Here is a 15,236-nt window from a genome sequence, read left to right as displayed (position 1 = left end):
ATATATCACCAGCATGGTATAATAGTTGATCATAATAATAATTATTATTAATTTTTTTAATGGGTAAGGGGTTGTAAATAATGAAACTTGCAAAAAGGTTAAGTGTATTGAGCTTAATTTTGGCATTAATTGGCTGCGATAATAGTAATAGTAAATATATACCGCCTACAACGCAAAATGAAAGTCAGAAAACGACGCAGTTATTGGATATCAATCATTCTAGCAGTAAAAATAATCAAAAAGCTGAATCAAAAAGTGTTTTCACGTTAACTCCAGAGCTGATAGAAAAATATAAAAATAAACAATTGACTGTTATTAATAGCTCTGAAGTTATTCTTGATGGTTCAAGTACTTTAGTTATTACATTTTCTGTTCCCATTAACCCAAAACTTAACTTTTCAAATTTACTTAGACTTGTTGATCGCGAAAGTGGTGATGTCGATGGTGCCTGGGAGCTTTCTGATAATGGATTAGAATTAAGGCATCGATTCCTTGAACCAAATCGAAAGTTAACTTTGACGATTGATAAAATGTTATCCGCAATTAATGACAGTCATTTACAATCGGTTTATCAAGTAGATATCACAACTCAAAATCGCCAACCAATGATTGGATTTGCTAGTAGTGGTTTTTTATTGCCAAGCAAATCAATAGGAGGTTTACCTGTCACAACTTTAAATGTTGATCAAGTCGATGTAAACTTTTTCAAAATTAAACCTGAAAAATTACCTGATTTAATAGCCGATTTTGGGTTTATCGATCTTATATCAATCTGGCGTTCAAAAGATTTAAATCATTATGCAGATTTAGTCTATTCATCTCGCTTTAATCTTAATCCTAAGCCTAATACTCAAGAGACGATATTACTTAATTTATCTAAAATTTCTGACCTGAATCAAGAAGGTGTTTATATTGCCGTAATGAATCAATCTGGTTCGTATAATCAGTCAAATCCTGCTTCGTTATTTTCAATCAGTAATATTGGTGTATCGATTCACGCTTATAAGAATGGTAAATTATCAGTAATGGCTTATGCACTGGATGATGGGAAACCACTTAGTGATATTAATTTAACATTATTTTGCCGTAAAAATATTCGTGATAGTAACAAACATTGTGCAATGATTTCGGCTAAAACAGATAAAGAAGGTTATGCTGAAATTGCTTTACCTAAAGGATCGAATTATGCTTTACTCACGGCCAATAATGGACAACAAACATCATTTGTTAATCTAGATCGTAATGCACTTAATTTAACGGAATTTAACCTGTCTGGCTCAGCTTTCTACCAAAAACAGCTATTTATTTTTGGTCCCCGTGATTTATATCGTCCTCAAGAAACCGTCTACTTTAATGCTTTATTACGAGATGCAGATGGGCAGCCTTTACCAGATCAACCGATTATAGTGGATGTTATTTCATCAGATGGTCGCGTTATCGAAAACTTTCAACTAAAAAGTCAATCTGAATCTAATGGATTGTATCAATCTCATTTTGTGGTACCAAGTGATGCCGCAACAGGTAAATGGTCACTTCGTTTTAATTTAGGCGATGATAATTATCGTTATTCTTATTTCCAGGTAGAAGAGTTTTTACCTGAGCGCATGTCAATGGAAATCAACACATTATCGAATAAACCAATTTTAGCTAATGAACAGGTTAATTTTAATATTAAAGGTTGGTATCTTTATGGTGCTCCGGCTTCAAGTAATAGCTTAGAAGGAAGTCTTTATATTAAGAAAATGGATTCAATATCTGAACTGGATGATTATAAAATTGGCTCAGTCACTGATAAGGACTTATATAAACAATTAGCGAATATTGAAAAAACGCTTGATAACAATGGGGCTGTACAAATAAATGTTGATGCTGATAACTGGTCAGGCGTGCGATCACCAATTAAATTGATTTTACAAGCAAGTTTACTTGATTCTGGTGGTAGACCAATTACTCGCTATGCTAGCCAAGTTATTTGGCCTGCAAGTGAATTGCCTGCTGTTAAAGCGCTTTTTGGCGAGTCGCCTTATTATAATTGGGAAGCTGATCGCTATGATAATCGTCCAACAATTGATATAAATAGTAATGCTGAATTTGAAGTTGCATATATTAATACAAATGGCGAAAAATTAGCAACTAATGATTTAAAAGCTAGATTTGTACGTGAGCGACGAGATTACTATTGGACTTGGAGTGACGATGAAGGTTGGAGAGAAAATTATAATTCTAGCGAATTTATTGTTTTAGAAAACCAATTAACTATTGATAAAAACAGCACTACTAAAGTGAGTTATCAACCTAATGATTATGGTTCTTATCGTATTGAAATTGTCGATACTAAAAATAATATTATTAGTAGTCTTCGCTTTTGGGTAGGCTATGAATGGGAAGATAATACCCGTGGTACAAATTCAGTACGCCCAGATCAAGTTAAGTTAAGCATCGATAAAGCGTCTTACACATATGGTGATACGGCTAAAGTTTATGTACAGGCTCCTGTTCCTGGGGCAGGTTACATTTCGCTTGAAACTAATGACGGTATTTTATGGAAACGTGATATCGCAGTCGGTGAAGAAGGGCTTGAAGTTGAAATTCCAATAAAAGATTGGAAACGTCATGATATTTATATCAGCGCGATGATTATTCGCCCTTCAAAGGATGTGACAGTGCAAACAGTTAAACGTGCAATTGGTTTACTTTATTTACCTATTGACACCAGTAACCGTCAATTAAATGTTACTATAGATGTACCTAAAAAAACGGAGCCGGAAAAAAACATCTCAATAAAAATCCGAATGGATAAGCAAACAATTCAAAAAGAGCACAAAGTAACAGTATTGGTGTCTGCTGTGGATTCTGGTGTACTAAATATTACTGATTTTACCACTCCAGATCCTTATACTTCTTTTTTAGGGCGTAAGAGATATGATGTTGATTTATATGATGTTTATGGTAAGTTAATTGAAGCATCTGGTCGTGTAGTTAATATGAGTTTTGGGGGGGATGCCACTGGGACAGGTGGAAAAAAATCATTAACCGAAGTTCAAATTGTTGCACAGCAACTTAAAACTATTGAATTGAATGAAGATGGAGAAGGCATTATTGAATTACCTTTACCTAATTTTAATGGTGAATTACGTATAATGGCACAAGCATGGGATGATAACCGCTTTGGTAAAGCTGAGCAAACAATGATTGTTGCAGCCCCGGTTGTTGCTGAACTTTCAACACCACGCTTTTTATCTGGTGGAGATCGGGCAATATTAGCGTTAGATGTCCATAATTTGACTGAAACAAGACAAACCATGCAGATTAATATCACAACTTCAGGATTAGTTAATCAAGATTCACCTAAAACAATCACAATGACACTTGATAGCAAACAGAAAAATATTTTACAAGTTCCTATTATTGCAGATTATGGGTATGGAAAAGGAATAGTTAATGTTGACGTTGAAGGTATCGTTCTAGATGATAAATCGAATTACCAAATTCATCGCTCATGGATAATAGGAATAAGGCCAGCTTATTCAGGTACAACTAAAGATTATGTTGCAGCAATTAATGCTGGTGACCATTGGGAATTACCTGCTACTGTGCTAACTGATTTGATTGATAATACCATTGATGCAAAATTGGTTGTTTCGAATAAGCCACCATTGAACATCGCCAAATATATTCAGGAATTATTTGCTTATCCTTATGGTTGTTTAGAGCAAACAACGAGTGGGCTATTCCCTTCATTGTATGCAAATCAAGAACAACTTGCCTCATTAGGTATTAAAACTGAATCTGATGAAAAACGACGTGAAAAAGTGCAATTAGGTATCTCGCGAATTTTATCAATGCAGCGAAATAATGGTAGTTTTGGTTTATGGAACAGTGAAAGTGATGAAGAACATTGGTTAACAGTTTACGCAACTGACTTTTTATTACAAGCAAAAGAACGTGGCTATCATGTTAGTGATGTAGCACTTAATTCGGCAATGATGCGTATAGGTCAATATATTTATGATTCATCTGCTTTTAATAATATGCAAAATTATTATAGCAATTCAGATTATATTGAGTATAGTAAATTTTCGACTAAAGCTTATGCATTAATGGTTCTTGCCAAACATAATAAAATTACTTCTCCTATGCGTAACGAAATTAATAGAATGTACCGACAGTTTAACAATAATCAATCAGTTATGTTTTCGCCATTACCGATTGCACAGTTGGCAATATCGGCTAAGATTGTTGGCTTTGGAAATATTTACCAAGATCTTATGTCAAATGTGTTTAATTTATCTTATGTAGATTCAAATACATGGTTAGGTGTTTATGGTAGTGAAATTCGAGATGAGGCATTAATTTTATCGATATTAGTGGACAATGATATAGCTGTTACCAAACAAGCTGATTATTTGTATTCTTTATCCGATTTATTAAATAATACACGATATTTTTCAACTCAGGAATTAAATGCTTTATTTATGGCTGGTTGGTCATTAGAACAGGCTAAAGGTAAAAATAAATTTAAAGTCGAAATTAATGGTAAAGTAAGTAATGTGATCTCATCTTTAACTAAAGCCTATAGTTTTAGTGATTTAAATCATGGACTCACCATTGCTAATCCACAGAATGATGAGCCTCTTTATGTTAAATTAACAATTGCGGGCTATGGGAAAAAGGCTCCAAAGGCAACCTCTGAAAGCAATATGTTGACGATTACCCGAAAATATTATGATCTTAAAGGTAATGAAATTACGCCATCAAACTTAAAGGTTGGTAGTATGATGGTGGCACTAATAGACGTAACTGCACAAAAAATGATTCATGATGCATTAATTGTTGATTTTTTACCAGCAGGTTTTGAACTTGAAAACCAAAATTTAATGAACTCTAGTGTTAACTTACTAGCTATTCCTGAATTCGCTAATCTATTAGGAAATGAAGATAGTAACGATATTAAATATCAAGAATATCGTGATGATAGATATATTGCTGCAGTTAATATTCATAATTATGTTGGCAATGGGTATTATCGTAAACGTGTTGCTTATTTAGTTAGGGCAGTGACTCCAGGCGAGTATATGTTACCATATCCATATGTTGAGTCTATGTATCGGCCTGACCAATTTGCTATTGGTCAATCACTTGATATGATCACAATTTCAAATCCTACAATAACTGATAGGTAATAACATTATACTGAACTAATTATGTAAATAATCTATACTACATGAATAATCCGCCAATGAAACTTGGCGGTATTTTTATTTGATAAATATATTGTTAGTTTTGAATAAGTAGATAGTGATGAAAAAATATTTCCTTAATATATTAATTTACTTATTAGTTTTATTCTTTTTGCTTTGTTTTGGCTTTTTAATTTTTGATTATTTTTTCCCAATATCTATCTCACAAAATAAAACTACACAAACCGTTATTGCTCAAGATGAAACACCATTATGGCGTTTTGCGGACGAAAATGGTATCTGGCGTTATTCAGTTAAATTGGATGATGTTCCTAATTATTACCTTGATGTTCTGTTAAATTATGAGGATCGCTATTTTTATCATCATATTGGGATAAACCCTGTATCTCTTATTCGTGCTGCTTGGCAAAATATCAGCAATGATAGGGTTGTTTCAGGTGGAAGTACTATTTCAATGCAAGTAGCTAGACTACTTTATCCTCACGACCGGACTATTGTTGGAAAACTAAAACAAATATTTAGAACGTTACAATTAGAATTACATTACAGTAAAAAAGAGATCTTAACTTTATATATTAATCATGCTCCATATGGTGGCACAATTGAAGGCATAGGAGCAGCTAGTTGGTCATATTTTGGTAAGAAACCAAGTGAGTTGACTCGTAGCGAAGCGGTTTTATTAGCTGTGTTACCACAATCACCTAGCCGACTACGTCCTGATAGATACCCAGAACGCGCAAAACGAGCGAGAGATAAAGTATTAAATCGTTTATCCGAATTTGATGTATGGCCAGTAGAAATTATTAGGCAAGTTCGACAAGATGAAGTATGGGTATATCCACGCAGAGCACCACAACTTGCTCCATTGTTGGCATATCGATTAAAGCAGAAATATCCTAATGAAAATACCATTCATTCAACGATTGATGCTTCACTACAATATTATCTTGAGGATATGGCAATTAATCGTAAAAAGCAATTGCCGCCTAAGGCTTCACTTGCTATTTTAGTGGTGGATCATACCGATATGACTGTAAAAGGATATGTAGGCTCAGCTGACTTTAATGATAAAGAGAGATTTGGTCAAGTGGATATGATTAGTGCATTACGTTCACCAGGTTCAACACTCAAACCCTTTATTTATGCATTTGCTATTGATGAAGGCATGATTCATTCAGAATCATTATTGCAGGATGTGCCCCGTATTACATCTGATTACCGACCAACAAATTTTGATGAAGATTTTTATGGACCAGTCAGTGCTTCTGATGCGCTGAAAAAATCCCTGAATTTGCCAGCAGTACAATTAATGGAATTATATGGACCAAAAAAATTCACTAGTAAACTTAATAGTGCTGGTTTACCACTCTTATCACTAAATAATGATCCTAATATATCTTATATATTAGGTGGAGCATCATTAAGAATGGATAATTTAGTTAGTGCTTATAGTGCTTTTGCGAGACATGGAGAAGTTGCTCCTTTACGTTTTACCCAAAATGATCCTATGCTTAGCAAGCCATTACTTTCAGATGGTGGTGCATGGATAACAAAACAGATGATGATTAATACTAATTTGCTTTCATATAAAACAGGAACAAGTTATGGTTATCGCGATGCGTGGGCAATAGGCATAACTCCCCGTTATTTAATTGGCATTTGGGTTGGTCGACCAGATGGCACACCTGTTGTAGGGCAATATGGTTCAATATCAGCAATGCCGATTTTACAGCAAGTGAATTCTTTATTATTAAATAAAGAAATCCGATTAAATCGACCGTTACCGATATTCGCAAAACCCGATTCTGTCACTGCCGAAAAAATATGCTGGCCTTTAGGAATATCATTATCAAATTATGATGAAAATTGTCATCGCCAAAAAACTGCATGGGTATTAAATAATATGATACCGCCTACGTTGGGAACACTTTCCGAACTCAACAATAATATTTATCGTTCTGGATGGATAAATATTTGGGTGAATAAACAAGGTAAACGTGTTGCAGCAGATTGTAAAGGTGCCCATAAAAAACAAATAGCTATCTGGCCTGTTGCTCTGGAAAATTGGTTATTGCCTAAAGAGCGCAGAAAATCTTTATTACCACCGATAGATCAAAATTGCCCAATATTAGGTAAAGATATCTTTTCTACACTTATGATTATTGGTTTACGCGATAAACAATTGATTAAATCTTTACCAGGAAAACATCAAGTTACTATAGATTTGACAGCTGAAGGTGGATCTGGAAACAAGTGGTGGTTTTTAGATGGTAATTTTTTTGCTCGCTCATTTGATAACGAAAAAGTAACATTAACTATTTCTAAAAAAGGATTGCATCATCTGTTATTATTAGATGAAAGTGGTCAAATTTCAAGAATCGCATTTAGCTCAGACTAATAAGACATTTCAAATAGCTATTGAACGAATAAAAATCAAATGCAGTTAAGGATGAAATTTTAACTTGTTTTACTATTTCTAAAAGGATCTTTTGGTATTTATTAATAGATATACTCGGATTTTTAAGAGCGATTCAAGTAATTATGATAATTGGACATGCTTTTTATTGCTTGTATTACTTAATGTGAATGTTTCTGCTATTGCTGCTGTGAGCTACACATTATTACTTATTAATGCGGCATATATTGGGCATTGTGTGCATGCAGGAATAATTGTGATTGGCAAAGATCAATAGCAAGTGCATTTTCTTTAAATTTGGATAAAAAAGTAATTATTTATATTGCTTAGCCACAAACATTACAATGGCTTTGCTATCTTTTGTTACTCAATGAGTATCTTTGATTAAAAATGCGTCTCTGACACATTGTTGGTGTTGCAGAGTTTACTTTTATTGTTGATCCAGGGGAATGCCTAAGTATAGCCCATCGAGAGGAAATATTTTTATTTTTCATAATAGTCTATTCTATTATCTATGTTCTGCTTAATATAGTTGTCTCATCACTATCGAAAATAAAGTTATAGTGTTTGGGTACAAATATTAATAATATAAATATATTGTTTAAAATTAGTTTTATATTTTTAATCAGTAAATATTTTTTAAGGTTCTTTTAAGATTAAATTATTAAATTAGTTTAAAGTTTAAATCATTTTGATGAGTATTTCATGTGGCGCAATATCAATATTCAACTTTTTTTATTAATTAATGCTTCAGAGCATGCATCAAAAATTTTTATAAATTTTGCTATCTTTTGTGCTAGCTATTTAATTTATTTTCCTATTATTATCTTAGGTGTTTATTGGTTAATTAAACCAATTAGTAGGCAATTAATAATTAAAATTATAATTGGTTTAATGCTGGCATTATGGATCACTTTTGTTATTCGTTATCTTTTTTATTCACCGCGTCCTTTTGAAATGGAAATAGGGACTAATTATCTGCATCATGGAAAAAATAGCTCATTGCCAAGCCAACATGCTGTTTTTGTATGGACTATTTCTCTAACAATTCTTTTCAATTACAAACAACAGTTTAGAGCATTGCTGTACCTCTGTGTTGGAGTAGCTTTATTGGTTTGTTGGAGCCGAGTCTATTTAGGTATCCATTGGCCTTTAGATATCATTATTGGGTTCATTGTTAGCATATTATCAGCCTACTTTGTTAGGAAATGCTGATTAATTTTTCAAAGTAAATAAATAATTTGTTTCACAAAGGGAAAAGTATTATTTATTATAATTTTTTATTAAATGTTTTTGGATGGGCATATCAAAGCGTATACTGAATCAATATTAACTTAATAAGAACGAAAATCCGTAATAGGGTAAACTATAATGAAAATACTTATTGTGGAAGATGATAGTTTGTTACAAAGAGGACTTTATTCTGGTATAACTTCAAACGGTTATGTTTGTGAAATAGCGTCAAATGGTAAACAAGCTGAACAATATATTCAATTTGGACAATTTAGCGTTATTATTTTAGATCTAGGTTTACCTGATTGTGATGGATTAGAATTGCTTACTCGTTGGCGTAAAAATAAAATAGATACACCAGTTCTTATTCTTACTGCTCGAGATTCCATAGAAGATAGAGTTGAAGGTTTAGATCTTGGTGCTGATGATTATTTAGTTAAGCCTTTTGCCTTATCAGAATTATTGGCAAGAATAAGAGCGTTAATTCGTCGCAACCAAGGAACGGCTAATAATCTTATCAGTTATGGTTTAATCACAATGGATATCAAACAACAAAAAGTAACTTTCAATAATCAAGACGTGGTATTAACGCCTAAAGAGTTTATCATTCTTTCTAGATTAATGTTAAAAGCAGGCGAGAAAGTACATCGTGATTTATTGCAAAATGATCTTTATGATTGGCAAAGAGATCCTAGTTCAAATGTTCTTGAGGTTTATATTCATGGATTACGAAATAAATTAGGTAAAAATATAATCAGAACAGTGCGTGGATATGGTTATCAACTTAATGTGAGGCATTAATACATTTTTTAATTTAAAATCACCTTAGTTTAACTAAACATATTACTCAAAGTAAAAGGCAATTATGGATTCATCATCACTTAATCATACCCGTCAAAGCATCCGTTGGAACCTTTTTTCACTTTAGGAACGATTAAGTTAATTTACCAAATTATACTATTTTTTGGTTATGGCACGAAATTAAAGAACAAATCGAGTATTGGTTAATTTAATATTAAGACAAAATAAAATTGATGAAGTCGTTGAACATGAAGAATTAGAAGCTATTTTTGCTTTATTTTGTTCCATCTTTACAATGATACTTGTCATACTATTTTTATCTTATAAAGCGATTAAATGGACAACTAAATCACTAAATGTGCTGGAAAAAGATCTTAATTAACGCACAGAGAAAAATCTCAACCCTATTGAGCCAATCAGTAACATGTGTGAAATTAAATCGATTACCACTGTTTTAAATAATCTTTTTGTTCATTTGGGTAATTCTTTATCACAAGCGCGTTTTTTACAGAAAATGTTGCTCATGAAATGAGAACGTCACTTGTTGGTATTAGTTTACATTTAGAGTTATTAGAAAATAAACATAATATTGATTGTAAGGAACTCATTGAGTGTATTGATTAGTTGAACAGCTACTAATGTTTGCTAGAGCAATCAGAAATTTACAATAGGTAAATATCAACTCATTAATTTTCATAATGATATTATAGTTCCATTAATGAATGAATTAACGTTACGAAAAGGACCGTATGTCCAATTGTAAGTGAATAATCATCATATTTTTAATGGTGATGCTACATTATTTAAATTATTAGTTCACAACTTAGTAGAAAATAGTTGTTGCTACCGCTCTGAAAATACCAAAATTTTTGTAAATTGCTATAACGATAAAAAAGTTATCATTATATCAGTTGAAGATGAAGCAACAGTCATTGATGAGTCAAAAAGTGAAAAATTGACACAAGCTTTTTTCCACATGGATCGTAAACATGATGGTGTTGATCTTGGTCTGTGTATTGTTAGCCGTATTGTAAAATTACATCATGGATGTATTTACCTTACCTTAAAAAAATCGACAAGATATAGCTCAAGAGACGATTGCACAATTATGGACTACCTATTCACTCGAGCAACTAAACTATTAAGTTCTGGATTATACCAATTTTCATGAAGAATCAGTTTTAAAAATTGTTGCCATTTTCGCTCAATTTTTGCGGTTGCAAAAAAAGAAATATAATTAGAAACAGGTATAAATGTGGAGTTACCAATATTATCAATAATAATCAAACGATTTTGATTCGGGGAAACACGTTGAAATAAGATATTTTTACTTTTTATTGTCATTGTAATGATACGGTTTTGAAGTAATTCTGATTTTAATTCCCGTAAAGATGCTACAAGTTCATCATAATGTTGTTTAGTTAATTGTTCATCGGCAAAAAACTTATCTAAAGAAGTTGAGATTTTTCCATCATAATCTCGAATAAGTTCAAAGAGTTGTCCTTCACCTAAGCTGGTTTGAACAGGGCCATAATATTTTGCGAGAGTATTCCAAGAAATATTCCTTTTTATTAAATGTTTATAGTAGGCAATTTCACGATTTGTTTCTTGTTCGGCACCCTCATTATAATTAATTTTAATACATTTATTCGGATCATCTGGATGATGATAACATTTTCGGTGCAACCCTTTGCTAATGTAATCTTTATCAGTTAGTTGAATTATATTTTTCATTTAATTTAGTATTAAGATAGTTAGTAAATGTTGGTCTGAAGTTTATCAGCAAGTTTTTTTTCTTGCCACATTTTTTATTTTAAGTTCTAGCACTTTTATTATATTACTGTATAATAACTCAACCCACGTTACAACAGCATTTTTCCCAACGCTGTTTTCGGTTGTCAAAGTTAATATAACAGCTCGAAGGGGTTAGTTAATTAAAAATTGCAATCAAAAAGTGTAAATAAATCAAGTGATTTATTGACGTGAGATTAATTAAAATTGGATAATTACGAATGAGTACTTTTTCAGCTAAACCAGAAACAGTTAAACGCGACTGGTATGTTGTTGATGCAGCAGGTAAAACGTTGGGTCGTTTAGCCTCTGAAATCGCAAACCGTTTGCGTGGTAAACACAAAGCAGAATACACACCACATGTTGATACAGGTGACTACATTATTGTTATTAATGCAGAAAAAGTTGCTGTAACAGGCAAAAAACGCACTGATAAAATCTATTATCGTCATACTGGCTACATCGGTGGACTTAAAGAAGCGACTTTTAAGGAAATGATTGAACGTCATCCTGAACAAGTTATCGAAATTGCTGTAAAAGGCATGCTACCGAAAGGTCCTCTTGGTCGTGCAATGTACCGTAAACTTAAAGTTTATGCTGGTAGTGAGCACAATCATGCGGCACAACAACCGCAAATATTAGATATTTAAGGGGATAAAAGATGGCTGATAATCAATATTACGGTACAGGTCGCCGCAAAAGTTCCGCAGCTCGTGTGTTTATTAAACCAGGTAGCGGGAACATCGTTATTAATAAACGTTCATTAGAGCAATACTTCGGTCGTGATACAGCTCGTATGGTTGTTATGCAACCGTTAGAGTTAGTTGAGATGACCGGCAAACTTGACCTTTATATTACTGTTAAAGGTGGTGGTATTTCAGGTCAAGCAGGTGCGATTCGTCACGGTATTACTCGTGCGTTAATGGAGTATGACGAGACTTTACGTTCTACTTTACGTCAAGCGGGCTTTGTAACTCGTGATGCACGTCAGGTTGAACGTAAAAAAGTGGGGTTACGGAAAGCACGTCGCCGTCCACAATTCAGCAAACGTTAATTGTAAATTACAAAAGAAGTTACAATTTCTTCAAAAACCCAGTATTTTCTGGGTTTTTTGGTATTTAAAATAAATATAATTAATTGAAATAATTATATCTTCATGTTTTGATCATTTAAATGACATGATATTTAAATAAAATATAAGGCTTTTGTTAAATATTTTGTCAGAAAGAATGTGAATTCTATAAAGTTAGTAAGAAAAATTATTTTTTTTAACAAATTTGTTATCCAATTTGCTAGAATAGTAATCCTGTACACTCATTTTTATAATTTTGCATATTTGGAGTTAACATGGTTGTTGCTGTTAATAAACGTTCTGTAATGACATTATTTTGTGATACAACAGATATTTACGGCCATCAGATTCGTTTTGTGTTGGCAGAAAAAGGTGTAACTGCTGAGATTGAGTTTGTAAAAGCAGGTAACTTACCTCAAGAATTATTGGATCTCAATCCATATGCTACTATTCCAACATTAATTGATCGGGATCTGACGTTATACGAATCACATATCGCGTTAGAGTACCTTGATGAGCGGTTTCCTCATCCTCCGTTAATGCCAGTTTATCCGATTGTACGTGCAAATTCTCGGCTAACAATGTATCGAATGAAGCGAGAATGGTATCGAGCTTATCAAACGATTCTTGCCGATCCTGATAGTGATGTAGCTAAAATTGCACGTAAAAACCTTCTAGATGATCTTGTCGCTATTTCAGTGATATTTAAAGAAAAAGATTACTTTATGAGTGATGATTTCACATTATGCGATTGTTACTTTGCTCCTTTACTTTGGCGTCTGCCGTTACTGGAAATAGAACTTCCAAAAGTTGCTGAAAAAAATTATTTAAGTTATATGGCACGTATTTTTGAACGTCCAGCTTTTATTAATTCATTAACAGAAGATGAAAAAAAGATAAGGCTATAACATTATACATTTATCTACTTTACTTATTAATTAAAAGGTGCTTCTTATATATGGATCCTAACCAAATGTCTGCCCGTCGCCCTTATTTATTTAGAGCTTTTTATGATTGGATATTAGATAATGAATTAACACCATATATTGTTGTAGATACAAAAGTATATGGTGTGGTTGTTCCACAAGAGTTTGTTAAAAACAATCAAATTGTACTGAATATTGCACCACATTCAGTTGGCCAATATTCAGTAACAAATGAAAAAATTGAATTCAATGCTCGCTTTTCTGGTGTGTCTCAGCATATTGTGGTGCCAATAGCTGCAATCAAAGCAATTTATGCTCGTGAAAATGGTGTCGGTATGGGATTTGAAGATGAGCCTCAATATCAGGTACGGCGTGAATCTTTATCTCAACAACCTGAAAAATCTAAACCAAAACCTAATCCATTTCGAGTTGTAAAATAATTTGTAATATTGTTAGTTAATGGTTATTCGTTGTAATGTATAAAAGAAAGTCATCGTTGATTATATTAAAAAATAACGAAAAAATAGATGAATGAGTAACGAAATCGAATTAAAGTTTGAAATCAATACTAGCGACATTGTTAGTTTAAAATATTATTTAGATCAATGGATCGATTGTGACGAAGCTGAATTTTCGGCAATATCACCAACATTATCATCGGCCAAACATAGTTTTACTAAACTAAATCTGATCAATACCTATTACGATACTAGTGATTATTACTTGCGTAATCACGGTTGTGGGTTGCGTGTAAGAAAGTGTGATGATGGTTTAATAAAATTTTTTGAGATCACATTAAAACGGGATAAAAAATCGACTCCGGGGTTGCATGAGCGTGCTGAATTTAATGTCGATTTGCCTGACTCTGTTCCTGATTTAACCGCATTACCTTGTCATGCATTACCAAATGACTGTGATGTTGCTCAGCTACAACGGAATTTACAGCCTCTATTTACCACCAATTTTGAACGGCAGGCGTGGTTAATTTCGTTTGCAAGTAGTGAAATTGAAGTTGCGTTAGATCAAGGGCAAATTAGTTCAAATAATCAATCTATCCCCATTAAGGAAGTTGAACTTGAAATCAAGCAAGGCAACAAATATGATTTATTTAATTTTGCTATTGAGCTAAGTCGATTTAATTTGCATCTATTTTCACAAAGTAAAGCTTTTAGAGGTTATCGATTACTGAACAATCTAGCACCTAAAAAGTGTGCTTATACGCTTTTAAGCCAATGTGATTTACCTAAATTACTTGAGTTTTGGCAACAAAACGAAGAATATGCGTTAGAAATGGATGATTTATCATACTACAAACAAACTTTAAATCAAGTAAACGATCAGTTAACCAATAAACTGCTTTTTAAAGATCCAGAGTTTGCTCAATGGCAAGCGGCATTGTTAATTATTAATTCTGTAAAAGAATTTGCTTTTAGTGAGATAAATACGAAGTTAAAACTAATGTTACTTGTTGAAATGAATAAAAATAACATATAAATATAAGGATATAGAGATGAAAAAGTCATTTTTTAGACTATCTTCATTGCTAGTTTTATCTTATTGGATATTGATGAATATTTTTTATATCGTCAGATACGACAACCTATCAGATTAGCAGAAAACTTATTAAGCGAATATTACCTATTTTCTTTTTACAGTTACCTACTTCACTTTTGCTATTTATTACTTCCCCAATGATATTGAACAAATATGCTATTAACGAAATCAATTCAAAAAATATCGTCAATAGTTTATTTATTGCCATATTAATCATATTAGGCGATATTGTTGGTTGATTG

Annotated in this window: 13 protein-coding genes; 12 read left to right on the top strand and 1 reads right to left on the bottom strand. The window is 32.5% G+C overall.

Annotated features, from left to right (window positions below; translation table 11 throughout):
* Window positions 1–80 precede the first annotated feature (80 nt).
* From A9G36_RS08235 to A9G36_RS08205, 7 genes are all read left to right on the top strand, one after another.
* The gene (locus tag A9G36_RS08235) at window positions 81–5,183 is read left to right on the top strand and encodes an alpha-2-macroglobulin family protein (RefSeq protein WP_065585629.1); all 5,103 of its coding nucleotides are present in this window, start codon (window positions 81–83) and stop codon (window positions 5,181–5,183) included.
* A 118-nt stretch (window positions 5,184–5,301) separates the two neighbouring features.
* Window positions 5,302–7,599 carry a penicillin-binding protein 1C gene (pbpC, locus tag A9G36_RS08230; RefSeq protein ID WP_065585628.1) on the top strand — a complete coding sequence of 766 codons (2,298 nt, stop codon included), beginning with the start codon at window positions 5,302–5,304 and terminating at the stop codon, window positions 7,597–7,599.
* 91 nt (window positions 7,600–7,690) lie between these two features.
* Window positions 7,691–7,894 carry a hypothetical protein gene (locus A9G36_RS08225; protein ID WP_065568873.1) on the top strand — a complete coding sequence of 68 codons (204 nt, stop codon included), beginning with the start codon at window positions 7,691–7,693 and terminating at the stop codon, window positions 7,892–7,894.
* Between the two features lie 428 nt (window positions 7,895–8,322).
* Window positions 8,323–8,832: a phosphatase PAP2 family protein gene (locus A9G36_RS08220; protein WP_051824975.1), complete on the top strand. Its 510-nt coding sequence runs from the start codon at window positions 8,323–8,325 to the stop codon at window positions 8,830–8,832.
* A 156-nt stretch (window positions 8,833–8,988) separates the two neighbouring features.
* The gene (gene pmrA / locus A9G36_RS08215) at window positions 8,989–9,651 is read left to right on the top strand and encodes a two-component system response regulator PmrA (protein WP_065568872.1); all 663 of its coding nucleotides are present in this window, start codon (window positions 8,989–8,991) and stop codon (window positions 9,649–9,651) included.
* A 489-nt stretch (window positions 9,652–10,140) separates the two neighbouring features.
* Window positions 10,141–10,275, top strand: a complete 135-nt coding sequence (locus tag A9G36_RS10545) for a histidine kinase dimerization/phospho-acceptor domain-containing protein (protein WP_442902660.1) — start codon at window positions 10,141–10,143, stop codon at window positions 10,273–10,275.
* A gap of 139 nt (window positions 10,276–10,414) precedes the next feature.
* Window positions 10,415–10,822 carry an ATP-binding protein gene (locus tag A9G36_RS08205; RefSeq protein WP_065573974.1) on the top strand — a complete coding sequence of 136 codons (408 nt, stop codon included), beginning with the start codon at window positions 10,415–10,417 and terminating at the stop codon, window positions 10,820–10,822.
* Here A9G36_RS08205 and yrbL read toward each other — a convergent pair.
* Window positions 10,765–11,385, bottom strand: a complete 621-nt coding sequence (gene yrbL / locus A9G36_RS08200; RefSeq protein ID WP_051824971.1) for a PhoP regulatory network protein YrbL — start codon at window positions 11,383–11,385, stop codon at window positions 10,765–10,767. The genes A9G36_RS08205 and yrbL overlap by 58 nt on opposite strands.
* Window positions 11,386–11,663: 278 nt before the next feature.
* Here yrbL and rplM point away from each other — a divergent pair, with 278 nt between their 5' ends.
* The 5 genes from rplM (at window position 11,664) to A9G36_RS08175 (ending at window position 14,934) form a co-directional block, all read left to right on the top strand.
* Window positions 11,664–12,092: a 50S ribosomal protein L13 gene (rplM, locus tag A9G36_RS08195; protein WP_034943228.1), complete on the top strand. Its 429-nt coding sequence runs from the start codon at window positions 11,664–11,666 to the stop codon at window positions 12,090–12,092.
* 11 nt (window positions 12,093–12,103) lie between these two features.
* The gene (gene rpsI, locus A9G36_RS08190; RefSeq protein ID WP_034943226.1) at window positions 12,104–12,496 is read left to right on the top strand and encodes a 30S ribosomal protein S9; all 393 of its coding nucleotides are present in this window, start codon (window positions 12,104–12,106) and stop codon (window positions 12,494–12,496) included.
* A gap of 293 nt (window positions 12,497–12,789) precedes the next feature.
* Complete coding sequence (locus A9G36_RS08185) at window positions 12,790–13,422, top strand: glutathione S-transferase N-terminal domain-containing protein (RefSeq protein ID WP_034943224.1); 633 nt, start codon at window positions 12,790–12,792, stop codon at window positions 13,420–13,422.
* Between the two features lie 50 nt (window positions 13,423–13,472).
* On the top strand, window positions 13,473–13,880 hold the full coding sequence (locus tag A9G36_RS08180) for a ClpXP protease specificity-enhancing factor (RefSeq protein ID WP_051824969.1): 408 nt from the start codon (window positions 13,473–13,475) through the stop codon (window positions 13,878–13,880).
* A gap of 91 nt (window positions 13,881–13,971) precedes the next feature.
* Window positions 13,972–14,934: a CYTH domain-containing protein gene (locus tag A9G36_RS08175; protein WP_065568871.1), complete on the top strand. Its 963-nt coding sequence runs from the start codon at window positions 13,972–13,974 to the stop codon at window positions 14,932–14,934.
* Window positions 14,935–15,236 lie beyond the last annotated feature (302 nt).

The sequence above is a fragment of the Gilliamella sp. Choc6-1 genome, from assembly GCF_001690385.1.
Taxonomy (GTDB): domain Bacteria; phylum Pseudomonadota; class Gammaproteobacteria; order Enterobacterales; family Orbaceae; genus Gilliamella; species Gilliamella apicola_A.
The sequence above is the reverse complement of the archived record's forward strand: the minus strand, read 5'-3'. Positions and strand labels throughout refer to the sequence as shown.